The following is a 14,807-nucleotide window of genomic DNA, read 5'->3' as shown; positions in this document are numbered from 1 at the left end:
GCCATGGAAGAGAAGCTGCGCTTCGCCATCCGTGAAGGCGGCCGCACCGTCGGTGCCGGCATCGTCGTCACCATCAAAGAGTAATTTGGACTTAAACCGATCTGTCGCGGGCGCTGCCCGCGCCGCGCCAGAACAAGGAAGTGACGCATGAACGGACAGAATATCCGCATCCGCCTGAAGGCGTTTGATCACCGGGTGCTCGACGCCTCGACACGGGAAATCGTGTCGACCGCCAAGCGCACCGGCGCCAACGTCCGCGGCCCAATTCCGCTGCCGACGCGGATCGAAAAGTTCACGGTCAACCGGTCGCCTCACGTCGACAAGAAGAGCCGCGAGCAGTTCGAGATGCGCACGCACAAGCGTCTGCTCGACATCGTCGACCCGACCCCGCAGACGGTCGATGCTTTGATGAAGCTCGACCTGGCCGCCGGTGTCGACGTCGAGATCAAGCTCTAAGGAACCAGAGGTCAGCGGGGCGACCCGGAACTCTGAAGGAACAAGAGGCGTGGAGGGGCGACAGCCCCGACAGGGAACTCTAAAGGAATTGAACCGATGCGTTCAGGTGTGATTGCAAAGAAGGTGGGAATGACCCGCATCTACAACGATGCCGGGGAACATGTTCCCGTCACTGTTCTCCAGATGGAGAACTGCCAGGTCGTGGCGCAGCGCACGCAGGAGAAGAACGGCTATACCGCCGTCCAGCTCGGCGTTGGCCTTGCCAAGGTGAAGAACACGTCGAAGGCGATGCGCGGCCATTTCGCGTCCGCTTCCGTCGAGCCTAAGGCCAAGGTTGCCGAGTTCCGCGTCTCCGCCGACAACATGATCGATGTCGGCGCCGAGATCACCGTCGAGCATTTCGTCGTCGGCCAGAAGGTCGATGTGACGGGAACCACGATCGGCAAGGGTTTCCAGGGCGTCATCAAGCGGCACCACATGGGTGGCGGCCGCGCCACGCACGGCAACTCGGTGTCGCACCGTACACACGGTTCGACCGGCCAGCGCCAGGATCCGGGCAAGGTGTTCAAGGGCAAGCATATGGCCGGCCACATGGGTGACACCCGCGTCACCACGCAGAATGTCGAGGTCGTCTCGACCGACGCCGATCGTGGCCTGATCCTGATCCGCGGTGCGGTCCCGGGTTCGAAGGGTGCATGGATCCTGGTCCGCGATGCGGCCAAGGTTGCGCTTCCGGCCAATGCGCCGAAGCCCGCCGCGATCCGCGCCGTTGCAACCGATGGTGCCGCCAAGAACGAGGCCCCGGCCACAGAGGGAGCGGAATAATGGACCTCAAGATTACAACGCTTGGCGGCAAGGACGCCGGCAAGCTGAAGCTCTCCGAAGAGATTTTCGGCCTTGATCCGCGCGAGGACATCCTGCAGCGCGTCGTGCGCTGGCAGCTCGCCAAGAAGCAGCAGGGCACGCACAAGGCCAAGGGCCGCGCGGAAATCGCCCGCACCGGCGCCAAGATGTACAAGCAGAAGGGTACCGGCCGCGCCCGTCACCATTCGGCTCGCGCTCCGCAGTTCCGCGGCGGCGGCAAGGCCCACGGCCCGGTCGTGCGCAGCCACGAGCACGATCTGCCGAAGAAGGTGCGTGCGCTCGGTCTCAAGCATGCGCTTTCGGCCAAGGCCAAAAGCGCGTCGATCATCATCATCGACGAGCTGAAGCTGACCGAGGCCAAGACCAAGGCACTGATCGCGAATTTCGCGACGCTGGGCCTGAGCAACGCCCTGGTGATCGGCGGCGCCGAGCTTGACAAGAATTTCAAGCTGGCGGCGACCAACATCCCGAACATCGACGTGCTGCCCATCCAGGGCATCAACGTCTACGACATTCTGCGCCGCGGCACGCTGGTCCTTTCCAAGGCCGCCGTCGAGGCTCTCGAGGAGCGCTTCAAATGACCGACCTTCGTCACTACGACGTGATCGTCTCGCCGGCGATCACCGAAAAGTCGACCATGGCTTCCGAGCAGAACCAGGTCGTCTTCAATGTCGCCAAGAAGGCGTCGAAGCCGGAAATCAAGGCCGCCGTCGAAGCGCTGTTCGGCGTCAAGGTGATGGCTGTGAACACGCTTGTCCGCAAGGGCAAGATCAAGCGCTTCCGCGGCACGATCGGCCGCCAGAGCGACGTCAAGAAGGCGGTTGTGACGCTGGCCGACGGCCAGTCGATCGACGTCGCGACGGGTCTCTGAGCAAGGTCGCGAGGACAGAACAATGGCACTGAAAAAATTCAACCCGGTAACGCCGAGCACCCGTCAGCTGGTCATCGTCGACCGCTCGGGCCTCTACAAGGGCAAGCCCGTCAAGGGCCTGACCGAAGGCCTGACCAAGTCGGGCGGCCGCAACAATTACGGCCGCATCACGGCCCGCTTCATCGGCGGCGGTCACAAGCGCACCTACCGCATCATCGACTTCAAGCGCCGCAAGTTCGACGTCGTCGGTACGGTTGAGCGTATCGAGTACGATCCGAACCGCACCGCCTTCATCGCGCTGATCAAGTACGACGATGGCGAGCTGTCCTACATCATCGCCCCGCAGCGTCTGGCTCCCGGCGACAAGATCGTAGCCGGTGAATCGGTCGACGTGAAGCCGGGCAATGCGATGCCGCTGGCCTCGATGCCGGTCGGCACGATCGTCCATAATATCGAGCTGAAGCCTGGCAAGGGCGCTCAGGTCGCCCGTTCGGCCGGTGGTTATGGCCAGCTCGTCGGCCGCGACCAGGGCATGGCGATCCTGCGCCTCAATTCGGGCGAGCAGCGTGTCGTCCACGGCTCCTGCATGGCCACTGTCGGTGCCGTGTCCAACCCGGACCACGGCAACATCAATGACGGCAAGGCTGGCCGCACCGTGTGGCGTGGCAAACGTCCGCACAATCGCGGCGTGACCATGAACCCGGTCGACCATCCGCATGGCGGCGGCGAAGGCCGCACCTCGGGTGGCCGCCATCCGGTTTCGCCCTGGGGCAAGCCGACCAAGGGCAAGAAGACGCGGTCCAACAAGGCGACCGACAAGTTCATCCTGCGCTCGCGCCATCAGCGCAAGAGCTAAGAAGAGGTAACGCCAAGTGACTCGTTCGATTTGGAAAGGCCCCTTCATCGACGGCTACCTTCTGAAGAAGGTGGACAAGGTTCGTGAAGGTGGTCGCAATGAGGTGATCAAGATGTGGAGCCGCCGCTCCACCATCCTGCCGCAGTTCGTCGGCTTCACCTTCGGTGTCTACAACGGCCAGAAACACGTTCCCGTCTCGGTGAACGAGGACATGGTCGGTCACAAGTTCGGTGAATTCGCTCCGACCCGGACCTATTACGGTCACGGCGCGGATAAGAAGGCGAAGAGGAAATAATCATGGGCAAGGCCAAAGCTCCGCGCAGGCTTGCTGACAACGAAGCGCGCGCCGTGTTGCGCACGATCCGTATCAGCCCGCAGAAGCTGAACCTGGTTGCCGCGCTGATCCGCGGCAAGAAGGTCGCGACAGCGCTTTCCGACCTCGAATTCTCGGCCAAGCGGATTTCCGGCACGGTCAAGAAGACGCTGGAATCGGCGATCGCCAACGCAGAAAACAACCACGACCTCGACGTCGATGCGCTGATCGTGGCGGAAGCCTATGTCGGCAAGTCGATTGTCATGAAGCGGTTCCATGCCCGTGGCCGTGGTCGCGCCAGCCGTATCGAGAAGCCGTTCTCGCACCTCACGATCGTCGTTCGTGAAGTCGAAGAAAAAGGGGAGGCCGCATAATGGGCCAGAAAGTCAATCCGATCGGTCTGCGTCTCGGCATCAACCGCACCTGGGATTCGCGGTGGTTCGCGAACACCGGCGAGTACGGCAAGCTGCTGCACGAGGACATCAAGATCCGCAAATATCTTGAGAAGGAACTCAAGCAGGCTGCGATCTCGAAGGTCGTGATCGAGCGTCCGCACAAGAAGTGCCGCGTCACCATCCATGCGGCGCGTCCGGGCCTGATCATCGGCAAGAAGGGCGCCGACATCGAGAAGCTTCGCAAGAAGCTGATGGAGATGACCAAGTCCGAGACGCATCTGAACATCGTCGAAGTGCGCAAGCCGGAGATCGACGCGACCCTGGTCGCCCAGTCGATCGCCCAGCAGCTCGAGCGCCGCATCGCGTTCCGCCGCGCCATGAAGCGCGCCGTCCAGTCGGCGATGCGCCTCGGTGCCGAAGGCATCCGCATCAACTGCGCCGGTCGTCTCGGCGGCGCGGAGATCGCGCGCATGGAATGGTATCGCGAAGGCCGCGTGCCGCTGCATACGTTGCGCGCCGACGTCGACTACGGCACGGCCGAGGCGAATACGGCCTACGGTATCTGCGGTGTCAAGGTATGGGTGTTCAAGGGCGAAATCCTTGAGCACGACCCGATGGCATCGGAGCGCCGCGCCACCGAGGGCGATCATGCGCATGGCGGTGGTGGTGAGCGCGAGCGCGGTCGCCGTCGCGAAAACGCGTAAGACAGTCAGGAATTTGGAGTTAGAACGATGCTGCAGCCAAAGCGCACAAAGTTCCGCAAGCAGTTCAAGGGCCGCATCCACGGTACCGCCAAGGGCGGCACCAACCTGGATTTCGGTGGTTTCGGGCTGAAGGCGCTTGAGCCGAACCGCGTCACCGCGCGTGAGATCGAGGCGGCCCGCCGCGCGATCACCCGCGAGATGAAGCGCGCCGGCCGGGTGTGGATCCGTATCTTCCCGGACGTGCCGGTTACGTCGAAGCCGACTGAAGTCCGTATGGGTAAGGGCAAGGGCGCGGTCGACTACTGGGCGGCACGCGTCAAGCCGGGTCGCATCATGTTCGAGATCGACGGCGTCAACGAGGAAACCGCCCGTGAGGCGCTGCGTCTCGGCGCGGCCAAGCTCTCGGTCAGGACGCGCTTCGTACAGCGCATCGCAGAATAAGGACGGGCTGATCATGAAAGCCGAAGACATCCGGACCAAGACCCAGGACCAGCTGACCGACGACCTGGCCAGCCTGAAGAAGGAGCAGTTCAACCTGCGCTTCCAGAAGGCCACCGGCCAGCTTGAGAAGACCGCGCGCGTGAGGCAGGTCCGCAAGGACATTGCGCGTATCAAGACCATCGCTGCGGAAAAGTCCGCGGCCAAGAAGGCTTAAGGACGAAAACCATGCCAAAGCGCATTCTGCAGGGCACCGTCGTCAGCGACAAGAACGAGAAGACGGTTGTCGTCAAGGTCGAACGGCGCTTCACGCATCCCGTGATGAAGAAGACCGTGCGCATGACCAAGAAGTACAAGGCGCACGACGAGAACAACGCCCACAAGGTCGGCGATCAGGTGTTCATCCAGGAATCGAAGCCGATTTCCAAGGACAAGCGCTGGGTCGTGGTGTCTTCGGACCAGGCCTGATCAGGGCCAACGAAACGAATTTTGGACAGACCGGGGAGGGGTGAGAAACCCGTCCCGTTAGAAAAGAAGAAGGCGGCCAGTCATGATTCAGATGCAAACAAACCTCGACGTCGCGGATAATTCCGGCGCCCGTCGTGTCATGTGCATCAAGGTGCTGGGCGGCTCGAAGCGGAAATACGCTTCCGTGGGCGACATCATCGTGGTGTCGATCAAGGAAGCCATCCCGCGCGGCCGCGTCAAGAAGGGCGATGTGATGAAGGCGGTCGTGGTTCGCACGGCCAAGGACATCCGCCGCCCGGACGGCAGCGTGATCCGTTTCGACAAGAACGCAGCCGTTCTCGTCGACAACAAGAAAGAGCCGATCGGCACGCGTATCTTCGGACCGGTTCCGCGCGAACTCCGCGCCAAGAACCACATGAAGATCATCTCGCTCGCGCCTGAAGTGCTGTAAGGAGCCGGACCAATGCAAAAGATTAGAAAAGGCGACAAGGTCGTCGTGCTGGCCGGCAAGGACAAGGGCCGTTCGGGCGAAGTCCTTTCGGTGCAGCCGAAGGACGACACCGCGCTGGTGCGCGGCGTCAACCTGATCCGTCGTCATCAGAAGCAGTCCCAGTCCCAAGAGGGCGGGATCATCACCAAGGAAGCGCCGATCCAGCTGTCGAACATCGCGCTGGCCGACCCCAAGGATGGCAAGCCGACCCGCGTCGGCTTCATCTTCCAGAAGGACGGCAAGAAGGTGCGCGTCGCCAAGCGCTCGGGAGAAGTCATCAATGGCTAAGGCTCAAACCAAGCAGGCAACTGCCCAGAACACGCCGCGCCTCAAGCAGGTCTACAACGAGACCATTCGCAAGGCGCTGCAGGAGCAGTTCGGCTACGAGAACGAGATGCAGGTTCCGCGCATCGACAAGATCGTGTTGAACATGGGCGTCGGCGAGGCGACCGGCGATTCGAAGAAGCCTTCGATCGCGGCCGAAGACCTTGCAATGATCGCCGGCCAGAAGGCCGTTGTCACCCGCGCCCGCAACTCGATCGCCGGCTTCAAGGTCCGCGAGAAGATGCCGATCGGCGCCAAGGTCACGCTGCGCAAGGAACGCATGTACGAGTTCCTCGACCGCCTCGTGAACATCGCACTGCCGCGCGTCCGCGACTTCCGCGGGCTCAACCCGAAGAGCTTCGATGGCCGTGGCAACTATGCCATGGGCATCAAGGAACACATCGTGTTTCCGGAGATCAACTACGACAAGGTTGATCAGATCTGGGGCATGGACGTCATCGTTTGTACGACTGCGAAGACGGACGACGAAGCCAGGGCATTGCTCAAGGCCTTCAACTTCCCCTTCCGCCAGTAACGGCAGCGAGAAAAGGAAAAATCTGAAATGGCAAAGACCAGCTCAGTCGAGAAGAACAACAGGCGCCGCAAGCTTGCGGACCAGTTCGCTGCCAAGCGCAAGGTGCTCAAGGCGATCATCATGGATCAGGCCAAGCCGATGGAAGAGCGCTTCCGCGCTCAGCTGAAGCTTTCGGCGCTGCCGCGCAACTCGGCCAAGACCCGCATCCGCAACCGCTGCGAAGTCACCGGACGTCCGCGTGCCTATTATCGCAAGCTCAAAGTATCGCGTATCGCGCTTCGTGATCTCGGCAATAACGGCCAGATCCCGGGCCTGGTCAAGTCGAGCTGGTAAGGAGGACATAACATGTCATTGAGCGATCCTCTCGGCGATATGCTGACCCGCATCCGCAACGCGTATGGCCGTAAGAAGTCGAGCGTTTCGACGCCGGCTTCGCGCCTGCGCACCCGTGTCCTCGACGTGCTGAAGGCCGAAGGCTATATCCGCGACTACAGCCAGACCGACTTCGACAACGGCAAGTCCGAAATCGAGATCGAGCTGAAGTATTTCGACGGTGCGCCGGTGGTGCGCGAAATCGCCCGGGTCTCGAAGCCCGGCCGCCGCGTCTACGTTTCCGCCAAGTCGATACCACACGTCGCCAACGGCCTCGGCATCGCCATTCTTTCGACGCCGAAGGGTGTGATGGCCGACCACGAAGCGCGCGAACAGAATGTCGGCGGGGAAATCCTCTGCCAGATCTTCTGATCTGGTGTGTGACCCGTTGGAATCCGGCTTTCGGGATCAAGTCCCGAAAACCGAGACCTGAAACAAGAGAAGTGACGAGGACAACAGAATGTCTCGTATTGGAAAGAAACCCGTTTCGCTGCCGCAGGGCGTGACCGCGACCGTCAACGGCCAGACCGTGACGGCGAAGGGTCCGAAGGGCGAGCTGAAGTTCGTGGTGAACGACGAAGTGCTGGTCAAGATGGAAGGCAGCGAGATCGCTGTCCAGCCGCGCGACCAGACCAAGACCGCCCGTTCCAAATGGGGCATGTCGCGCACGCAGATCGTCAACATCCTGCAGGGCGTCAAGGACGGCTTCGAAAAGAAGCTCGAGATCACCGGCGTCGGCTATCGCGCCGCCATGCAAGGCAAGAACCTGCAGCTGGCGCTCGGCTTCAGCCACGACGTTGTCTACGAGACGCCGCAGGGCGTGACGATTTCGGTGCCGAAGCCGACGGAAATCACCGTGACCGGCATCGACAAGCAGCAGGTCGGTCAGGTTGCCGCCGAGATCCGCGAGTACCGCAGCCCCGAGCCCTACAAGGGCAAGGGCGTCCGCTATGCTGGCGAGAAGATCGTCCGCAAGGAAGGCAAGAAGAAGTAATTTTAACGCCGCGGGGAGCGGTCGCGGGAGGCTCGTCCTACCGCATATGGTTGCCCCCGTTTTTTGAAGGCAAGGAACTGATATCATGGGCTCGAAAGAATCCACCCAACGCCGCGCTCAGCGCGTCCGCCGCCAGATCAAAAAGGTTGCCGGCGATCGTCCGCGTTTGTCGGTCCATCGCACGTCGAAGAACATCTATGTCCAGGTGATCGACGACACCAAGGGCCACACCATCGCGGCTGCTTCGACGCTTGAGAAGGAGCTCAAGGGCTCGCTCAAGACCGGCGCCGACACCGCGGCCGCAGCTGCCATCGGCAAGCTGATCGCCGAGCGTGCCTCGAAGGCCGGCATCAAGGAAGTCGTCTTCGACCGGGGCGCCTACATCTACCACGGCCGCGTCAAGGCGCTTGCCGAGGCTGCACGTGAAGGTGGTCTGAGCTTCTAAAAACGAAATTTGCCCCGGCGACCCACAGAGGCCGCCGGATATCATCATCAACCGTGCTTCCGGAAAAAAACAAGGAACAGGATATGGCACAGGAACGTAGGGATGGCGGCCGCGGCCGTGATCGCGAAGAACGCGACGACGGCATGGTCGACAAGCTCGTCCACATCAACCGTGTCGCCAAGGTCGTCAAGGGCGGCCGGCGCTTCGGCTTTGCAGCACTCGTTGTCGTCGGCGACCAGAAGGGCCGCGTCGGCTTCGGGCACGGCAAGGCGCGTGAAGTGCCGGAGGCGATCCGCAAGGCGACCGAATCGGCCAAGCGCGACATGATCTTCGTGCCGTTGCGCTCGGGCCGCACGCTGCACCATGACGTCGAGGGACGCTGGGGAGCGGGACGTGTCCTGCTGCGCGCCGCCAAGCAAGGTACGGGCATCATCGCCGGCGGCCCGATGCGCGCCGTATTCGAGACGCTCGGCATGAATGACGTGGTCGCCAAGTCGATGGGTTCTTCGAACCCCTACAACATGGTTCGCGCCACTTTCGACGCGCTGAAGAGCCAGATGCATCCGAAGGATGTGGCTGCCGCGCGCGGCATCAAGTATTCGACCCTTCAGGCCCGCCGCGGCACCGCCGTTGCGGCTGAAGAATAGTCGACGCTGACCAGGGATCTGACCATGGCCAAGAAAGCAACCAAGACCATCACCGTCGAGCAGATCGGTTCACCGATCCGCCGGCCGAAGGAGCAGCGCGCAACGCTGGTCGGCCTCGGCCTCAACAAGATGCACAAGCAGCGCACGCTGGAGGATACGCCCTCCGTGCGCGGCATGATCGCTGCCGTCCAGCATCTCGTCCGCGTCGTGGACGAGGGCTGAGCCAGAGCGCAGGAGAATCCAGATGAAACTCAATGATCTGCGTGACAAGGACGGCGCGACGCATTCCAAGAAGCGTCTCGGCCGTGGCATCGGTTCCGGTTCGGGCAAGACCGCCGGTCGCGGCGTCAAGGGCCAGAAGGCGCGCTCCGGTGTCGCCGTCAACGGCTTCGAGGGTGGCCAGATGCCGCTCTACCGGCGTCTGCCGAAGCGCGGCTTCAACAATATCTTCGCCAAGAGCTTCACTGTCGTGTCGCTGGCCCGCATCCAGGCGGCGCTCGATGCCAAGAAGCTTGACGCTAAGACAGTTGTGACGGCCGAGGCGCTGGTTGCGGCCGGCGTCATCCGTCGCGTCAAGGACGGCGTGCGCATCCTTTCGGACGGCGACATCAAGGCCAAGCTTGCCTTCGACGTGGCCGGAGCCTCCAAGGCCGCGATCGAGAAGATCGAAGAGGCCGGCGGCTCGGTGAAACTGCCTGAGCAGGCAGCCGCCGAGTAACGGCAATTTGAAGCACGTTCGGCAAAGGCGGAATTCGGTTTTGCCTGCGGTCGTGCTTTGATCCGACAGATGTGGCGGCCGCATCAACGCGGCCGCTTGCATGTTTGCAGTCCGGAGCTTATCTCGTGAGCTTCGGTGACACGCGCCGCCTGAGCTGCGGGCATCGAGCGTGACCAAGCGGAGAATCAGGCATGGCTTCGGCTGCTGAACAACTAGCCTCGAATCTGAATTTTTCGGCCTTCGCCAAAGCCGAGGATTTGAAGAAGCGCATCTGGTTCACCATCGGCGCGCTGCTCGTCTACCGTCTTGGCACCTACATCCCGCTGCCCGGCATCAATCCCGACGCTTTCGCCCAGGCCTTCTCGTCGCAGAGCAAGGGCGTGCTCGGCATGTTCAACATGTTCGCCGGCGGCGCCGTGCAGCGCATGGCGATCTTTGCCCTTGGCATTATGCCCTATATCTCCGCTTCCATCATTATGCAGCTGATGACCTCGGTCATTCCGTCGCTGGAAGCGCTGAAGAAGGAAGGCGAGCAGGGCCGCAAGATCATCAACCAGTACACGCGCTACGGCACAGTGCTTCTGGCGCTGGTCCAGGCGTACGGCATTTCGGTCGGGCTTGAGGGCGGCAATGGCATCGTCAACGATCCCGGCATGTTCTTCCGCATCTCTACCGTCGTCACGCTGGTCGGCGGCACCATGTTCCTGATGTGGCTTGGCGAGCAGATCACCGCCCGCGGCATCGGCAACGGCATTTCGCTGATCATCTTCTCCGGCATCGTCGCCGGCCTGCCGCGCGCCATCTCCGGCACGCTGGAGCTTGGCCGCACCGGCGCCTTGTCGACCGGCCTGATCCTAGCGATCATCGTGCTCGCCATCATCGTCATCGCGCTGATCGTCTTCTTCGAGCGCGCCCAGCGCCGCCTGCTGATCCAGTATCCCAAGCGCCAGGTTGGCAATCGCATGTTCCAGGGCGATACCTCGCATCTGCCGCTGAAGCTCAACACGTCCGGCGTCATTCCGCCGATCTTCGCCTCGTCGCTGCTGCTGCTGCCTGCGACCGTCGCCGGCTTCTCGCAGACCACCAATATGCCTGCATGGGCTAGCACCATCCTGGCGGCGCTCGGCCACGGCCAGCCGCTTTATATGGCCTTCTACGCGGCGATGATCGTGTTCTTCGCCTTCTTCTATACGGCGATCGTCTTCAATCCGAAGGACACCGCCGACCAGCTCAAGAAGCATTCTGGTTTCATCCCGGGCTATCGTCCGGGCGAGCGCACTGCGGACTATATCGACTATGTGCTCACCCGCATCACCGTCGTCGGCGCCATTTATCTGGTGCTGGTGTGTCTGCTGCCCGAGTTCCTGATTTCAGCGACTGGCGTACCGTTCTACCTTGGTGGCACTTCGCTCCTGATCGTGGTCAGTGTAACGCTCGATACGGTGGCGCAGATTCAGGGTCACCTGATCGCGCACCAGTATGAGGGCCTGATCAAGAAGTCGAAGCTGCGCGGGGGGAAAAAGGCCAGATGAGGTTGATATTGCTTGGACCGCCGGGGGCGGGCAAGGGGACACAAGCACAGAGACTGGTAGAACGACACGGCATCCCACAGCTTTCCACGGGGGACATGCTGCGTGCTGCTGTTCAGGCCGGCACCGAAGTCGGCAAGCGCGCCAAGGCGGTGATGGACGCTGGCGAACTGGTGTCCGACGCTATCGTCAATGCCATCGTGGCCGAGCGCATCGATCAAGCTGATTGCGCAAACGGTTTCATCCTTGACGGGTATCCGCGAACTCTGGTGCAAGCGGACGCCGTTGAGGAAATGCTGTCGGATCGCGGACTGGAGCTAGACGCGGTCATCGAATTTGTCGTCGACGACAAGGCGCTGGTTGGCCGAATCGTCAAGCGCGCCGAAGAAGCCAAGGCCGCAGGCCTGCCAGTGCGCAAGGACGACAGTCCAGCGGTGTTCGAAGAACGCTTGAGGGAATATTACAAGAAAACCTCGCCGCTGATCGGCTACTACTATGCCAAGGGCAAACTTAGGGGCGTCGATGGCATGGCCGACATCGATGCGGTGACGCAGCAGATCGAGGCGGTGCTCAGGGCGACGACCCGGCAGGTTGGCCGAGCGGCCGGCTAGAGAATCGAACGATTGCGCTTGACTGGAGCGGCCCGCTGGGGTATGGCGGCCCGTCTTCCTATCAGGCATGAGGCTTGCTTGTCCGCAAGGGCAAGGCAGGCCGCTTTGAACTGGAAACTCCCGCAAGGGCCGGCCTCCACCGGACGCGGGGCAACTTGAAGCGCCGGCTCGCCCGGCCTACATGGAGAAGAGAAGAACATGGCTCGTATAGCCGGCGTCAACATTCCGACCAACAAGCGCGTCGTCATCGCGCTTCAATACATTCACGGCATTGGCAAGAAGTTCGCCCAGGAGATCGTCGACAAGGTCGGCATCCCGGCCGAGCGTCGCGTCAACCAGCTGACCGACGCGGAAGTGCTGCAGATCCGCGAGACCATCGACCGCGACTATCAGGTCGAGGGCGACCTGCGCCGCGAAGTGTCGATGAACATCAAGCGACTCATGGACCTCGGCTGCTACCGCGGCCTGCGTCACCGCCGCTCGCTGCCGGTTCGTGGCCAGCGCACGCATACCAATGCGCGCACCCGCAAGGGCCCAGCCAAGTCGATTGCCGGAAAGAAGAAGTAATTTAGGGCAGTAAGGGAGTAGGGCAGTAAGGCAATAGGAACGGCAGACATACTGCCCTACTGCCATATTCCCCTACTGCCTTCTCCCTGGTGGAGCCGCTGGCATTACGGCGGTGTAGAGATCAACTGAAAGGACCATCATGGCCAAGGAAGCCACTCGTGTTCGCCGTCGCGAACGCAAGAACATCTCGTCGGGCGTTGCCCATGTCAATTCGACCTTCAACAACACGATGATCACCATCACCGACGCGCAGGGTAACTCGATTGCCTGGTCGTCGGCTGGAGCCCAGGGCTTCAAGGGATCGCGCAAGTCGACCCCGTTCGCTGCCCAGATGGCCGCCGAAGATGTTGCCAAGAAGGCCCAAGAACACGGCATGCGCATGCTCGAGGTCGAGGTCTGTGGACCCGGCTCCGGTCGTGAATCGGCGCTGCGCGCGCTGCAGGCCGCCGGCTTCACCATCACCTCGATCCGTGATGTGACGCCGATCCCGCACAATGGTTGCCGCCCGCGCAAGAAGCGCCGCGTCTAAAGAATTTACCGAACGCCGCGCGAGCGCCTCAAGGGCGCTCCTCCACGGCATTCCAGGTCGCCCGCCACGATTGGATGGTGGCGGGACAACGGAAGGAAAGCACTATGATCCAGAAAAATTGGCAAGAACTGATCAAGCCGAACAAGATCGAGTTCTCGTCGAAGAAGAAGACGCTGACCACGCTCGTCGCCGAGCCGCTCGAGCGCGGCTTCGGCCTCACCCTCGGCAACGCGCTGCGCCGCGTGCTTCTATCTTCGCTGCGTGGCGCGGCTGTGACCGCCGTGCAGATCGACGGCGTTCTGCATGAATTCTCGTCCATCGCCGGCGTCCGCGAGGACGTGACCGACATCGTCTTGAATATCAAGGAAATCGCCATCCGCATGGAAGGCGACGGCCCCAAGCGCATGGTCGTACGCAAGCAGGGACCGGGTGCGGTTCTCGCCGGCGACATCCAGACGGTTGGCGACGTCGAGATCCTTAATCCCGACCACGTCATCTGTACGCTGGACGAGGGCGCTGAAATCCGCATGGAATTCACCGTCGACACCGGCAAGGGCTATGTGCCGGCCGACCGCAACCGCGCCGAGGACGCGCCGATCGGGCTGATCCCCGTCGACAGCCTGTATTCGCCGGTCAAGAAGGTCTCCTATAAGGTCGAGAACACCCGCGAGGGCCAGGTTCTCGACTATGACAAGCTGACCATGACCATCGAGACCGATGGTTCGATCTCGGGCGAGGACGCAGTGGCCTTCGCCGCTCGCATCCTGCAGGACCAGCTCGGCCTGTTCGTCAATTTCGACGAGCCGCAGAAGGAAGTCGCCGCCGAGCAGGTTACCGAGCTTGCCTTCAACCCGGCGCTGCTCAAGAAGGTCGACGAGCTCGAGCTTTCCGTGCGCTCTGCCAACTGCCTGAAGAACGACAACATCGTCTACATCGGCGACCTGATCCAGAAGACCGAAGCCGAGATGCTGCGCACCCCGAACTTCGGCCGCAAGTCGCTGAACGAGATCAAGGAAGTCCTGGCGGCGATGGGCCTGCATCTCGGCATGGAAGTGCCGGACTGGCCGCCGGAAAACATCGAAGACCTCGCCAAGCGTTACGAAGATCAATATTAAGCATGATCCCGAACCGAAGGTCAGCGCAGCAAAAAGTTGCAGACTTTTCGGACAAGATCATGCGGCTAACCAACTGGGGCTCAGGCCTCTTGAAACCGCAATGAAGGAGAAGAGCCATGCGCCACGGATTTAAAGGCCGCCGGTTCGCCCGCAGCATAAGCCATCGCAAGTCGATGTTTGCCAACCTTGCCGTGTCGCTTATCGAGCACGAGCAGATCCTCACCACGCTACCGAAGGCGAAGGATTTGCGTCCGATCGTCGAGAAGTTGGTGACGCTCGGCAAGCGCGGCGACCTGCACGCCCGCCGCCAGGTTATTGCCCAGATCGGCAATGAAGGCGTCGTCAAGCGCCTGTTCGATACCATCGCGCCACGTTATGCCACCCGCAACGGCGGCTATCTGCGCATCATGAAGGCCGGCTTCCGCCACGGTGATAACGCGGCAATGGCGGTTATCGAGTTCGTCGACCGCGACACCTCGGCCAAGGGCGCCGGCGACCGTGCCCGCATCGAGGCTGAAGGCACCGAAGAGGAAGCCGCGGCCGCATAAGGCTCGGCTTTCCTGAGA

28 protein-coding genes are annotated in these 14,807 nt (G+C 61.9%); all 28 read left to right on the top strand.

The window, feature by feature from the left end:
- Positions 1–84: EF-Tu C-terminal domain-related protein (locus NKH83_RS20015; protein ID WP_455749504.1), on the top strand; the 84-nt coding region annotated here is incomplete at its 5' end.
- A 63-nt stretch (positions 85–147) separates the two neighbouring features.
- Entirely contained in the window at positions 148–456 is a 309-nt protein-coding gene (gene rpsJ, locus NKH83_RS20010; protein WP_006205468.1) for a 30S ribosomal protein S10, read from the top strand.
- A gap of 96 nt (positions 457–552) precedes the next feature.
- The gene (rplC, locus tag NKH83_RS20005) at positions 553–1,281 is read left to right on the top strand and encodes a 50S ribosomal protein L3 (RefSeq protein ID WP_254817149.1); all 729 of its coding nucleotides are present in this window, start codon (positions 553–555) and stop codon (positions 1,279–1,281) included.
- Entirely contained in the window at positions 1,281–1,901 is a 621-nt protein-coding gene (gene rplD, locus NKH83_RS20000) for a 50S ribosomal protein L4 (protein ID WP_023675140.1), read from the top strand. The genes rplC and rplD overlap by 1 nt, the downstream gene beginning before the upstream one ends.
- The gene (locus NKH83_RS19995; RefSeq protein WP_006205465.1) at positions 1,898–2,191 is read left to right on the top strand and encodes a 50S ribosomal protein L23; all 294 of its coding nucleotides are present in this window, start codon (positions 1,898–1,900) and stop codon (positions 2,189–2,191) included. The genes rplD and NKH83_RS19995 overlap by 4 nt, the downstream gene beginning before the upstream one ends.
- Positions 2,192–2,213: 22 nt before the next feature.
- On the top strand, positions 2,214–3,047 hold the full coding sequence (rplB, locus tag NKH83_RS19990) for a 50S ribosomal protein L2 (protein WP_023675138.1): 834 nt from the start codon (positions 2,214–2,216) through the stop codon (positions 3,045–3,047).
- 16 nt (positions 3,048–3,063) lie between these two features.
- Positions 3,064–3,342 (top strand): 30S ribosomal protein S19, encoded by a 279-nt coding sequence (rpsS, locus tag NKH83_RS19985; protein WP_006205463.1) that lies wholly within the window; start codon positions 3,064–3,066, stop codon positions 3,340–3,342.
- Positions 3,343–3,344: 2 nt separating this feature from the next.
- Positions 3,345–3,734, top strand: a complete 390-nt coding sequence (gene rplV, locus NKH83_RS19980; RefSeq protein ID WP_006205462.1) for a 50S ribosomal protein L22 — start codon at positions 3,345–3,347, stop codon at positions 3,732–3,734.
- Positions 3,734–4,459: a 30S ribosomal protein S3 gene (rpsC, locus tag NKH83_RS19975; RefSeq protein WP_023675137.1), complete on the top strand. Its 726-nt coding sequence runs from the start codon at positions 3,734–3,736 to the stop codon at positions 4,457–4,459. Before rplV ends, rpsC begins: the two co-directional genes overlap by 1 nt.
- 27 nt (positions 4,460–4,486) lie before the next feature.
- A complete protein-coding gene (rplP, locus tag NKH83_RS19970; RefSeq protein WP_006205460.1) occupies positions 4,487–4,900 on the top strand; it encodes a 50S ribosomal protein L16 in 414 nt (137 codons plus the stop codon).
- A gap of 13 nt (positions 4,901–4,913) precedes the next feature.
- The gene (rpmC, locus tag NKH83_RS19965) at positions 4,914–5,114 is read left to right on the top strand and encodes a 50S ribosomal protein L29 (RefSeq protein ID WP_006205459.1); all 201 of its coding nucleotides are present in this window, start codon (positions 4,914–4,916) and stop codon (positions 5,112–5,114) included.
- Between the two features lie 11 nt (positions 5,115–5,125).
- Positions 5,126–5,365, top strand: a complete 240-nt coding sequence (rpsQ, locus tag NKH83_RS19960) for a 30S ribosomal protein S17 (protein ID WP_023675136.1) — start codon at positions 5,126–5,128, stop codon at positions 5,363–5,365.
- A gap of 82 nt (positions 5,366–5,447) precedes the next feature.
- Positions 5,448–5,816: a 50S ribosomal protein L14 gene (gene rplN / locus NKH83_RS19955; protein ID WP_006205457.1), complete on the top strand. Its 369-nt coding sequence runs from the start codon at positions 5,448–5,450 to the stop codon at positions 5,814–5,816.
- 12 nt (positions 5,817–5,828) lie between these two features.
- Positions 5,829–6,143 (top strand): 50S ribosomal protein L24, encoded by a 315-nt coding sequence (rplX, locus tag NKH83_RS19950; protein WP_254817150.1) that lies wholly within the window; start codon positions 5,829–5,831, stop codon positions 6,141–6,143.
- Positions 6,136–6,714 carry a 50S ribosomal protein L5 gene (rplE, locus tag NKH83_RS19945; protein ID WP_008875670.1) on the top strand — a complete coding sequence of 193 codons (579 nt, stop codon included), beginning with the start codon at positions 6,136–6,138 and terminating at the stop codon, positions 6,712–6,714. Before rplX ends, rplE begins: the two co-directional genes overlap by 8 nt.
- A 27-nt stretch (positions 6,715–6,741) precedes the next feature.
- A complete protein-coding gene (gene rpsN, locus NKH83_RS19940; RefSeq protein WP_352478780.1) occupies positions 6,742–7,047 on the top strand; it encodes a 30S ribosomal protein S14 in 306 nt (101 codons plus the stop codon).
- 12 nt (positions 7,048–7,059) lie between these two features.
- Entirely contained in the window at positions 7,060–7,458 is a 399-nt protein-coding gene (gene rpsH, locus NKH83_RS19935) for a 30S ribosomal protein S8 (RefSeq protein WP_006205453.1), read from the top strand.
- 88 nt (positions 7,459–7,546) lie between these two features.
- Positions 7,547–8,080 (top strand): 50S ribosomal protein L6, encoded by a 534-nt coding sequence (rplF, locus tag NKH83_RS19930; RefSeq protein ID WP_023675133.1) that lies wholly within the window; start codon positions 7,547–7,549, stop codon positions 8,078–8,080.
- Positions 8,081–8,165: 85 nt separating this feature from the next.
- Entirely contained in the window at positions 8,166–8,525 is a 360-nt protein-coding gene (rplR, locus tag NKH83_RS19925; protein ID WP_352478782.1) for a 50S ribosomal protein L18, read from the top strand.
- 83 nt (positions 8,526–8,608) lie between these two features.
- Complete coding sequence (rpsE, locus tag NKH83_RS19920) at positions 8,609–9,172, top strand: 30S ribosomal protein S5 (RefSeq protein WP_352806849.1); 564 nt, start codon at positions 8,609–8,611, stop codon at positions 9,170–9,172.
- A 24-nt stretch (positions 9,173–9,196) separates the two neighbouring features.
- Entirely contained in the window at positions 9,197–9,394 is a 198-nt protein-coding gene (gene rpmD / locus NKH83_RS19915; protein ID WP_006205449.1) for a 50S ribosomal protein L30, read from the top strand.
- Positions 9,395–9,416: 22 nt separating this feature from the next.
- The gene (rplO, locus tag NKH83_RS19910; RefSeq protein WP_352478784.1) at positions 9,417–9,890 is read left to right on the top strand and encodes a 50S ribosomal protein L15; all 474 of its coding nucleotides are present in this window, start codon (positions 9,417–9,419) and stop codon (positions 9,888–9,890) included.
- A gap of 191 nt (positions 9,891–10,081) precedes the next feature.
- Positions 10,082–11,422, top strand: coding sequence for a preprotein translocase subunit SecY (gene secY, locus NKH83_RS19905; RefSeq protein WP_023675130.1), 1,341 nt, complete (start codon positions 10,082–10,084; stop codon positions 11,420–11,422).
- Positions 11,419–12,030, top strand: coding sequence for an adenylate kinase (locus NKH83_RS19900; protein ID WP_352478786.1), 612 nt, complete (start codon positions 11,419–11,421; stop codon positions 12,028–12,030). The genes secY and NKH83_RS19900 overlap by 4 nt, the downstream gene beginning before the upstream one ends.
- A 198-nt stretch (positions 12,031–12,228) precedes the next feature.
- Positions 12,229–12,597 (top strand): 30S ribosomal protein S13, encoded by a 369-nt coding sequence (rpsM, locus tag NKH83_RS19895; protein ID WP_006205445.1) that lies wholly within the window; start codon positions 12,229–12,231, stop codon positions 12,595–12,597.
- Positions 12,598–12,736: 139 nt separating this feature from the next.
- Positions 12,737–13,126: a 30S ribosomal protein S11 gene (rpsK, locus tag NKH83_RS19890; protein ID WP_023799279.1), complete on the top strand. Its 390-nt coding sequence runs from the start codon at positions 12,737–12,739 to the stop codon at positions 13,124–13,126.
- Positions 13,127–13,230: 104 nt separating this feature from the next.
- On the top strand, positions 13,231–14,241 hold the full coding sequence (locus NKH83_RS19885) for a DNA-directed RNA polymerase subunit alpha (RefSeq protein ID WP_023675128.1): 1,011 nt from the start codon (positions 13,231–13,233) through the stop codon (positions 14,239–14,241).
- Positions 14,242–14,357: 116 nt separating this feature from the next.
- Complete coding sequence (gene rplQ / locus NKH83_RS19880) at positions 14,358–14,789, top strand: 50S ribosomal protein L17 (protein ID WP_023675127.1); 432 nt, start codon at positions 14,358–14,360, stop codon at positions 14,787–14,789.
- Positions 14,790–14,807 lie beyond the last annotated feature (18 nt).

This window comes from Mesorhizobium sp. M0909, assembly GCF_040319515.1.
Lineage (GTDB): Bacteria > Pseudomonadota > Alphaproteobacteria > Rhizobiales > Rhizobiaceae > Mesorhizobium.
The sequence above is the reverse complement of the archived record's forward strand: the minus strand, read 5'-3'. Positions and strand labels throughout refer to the sequence as shown.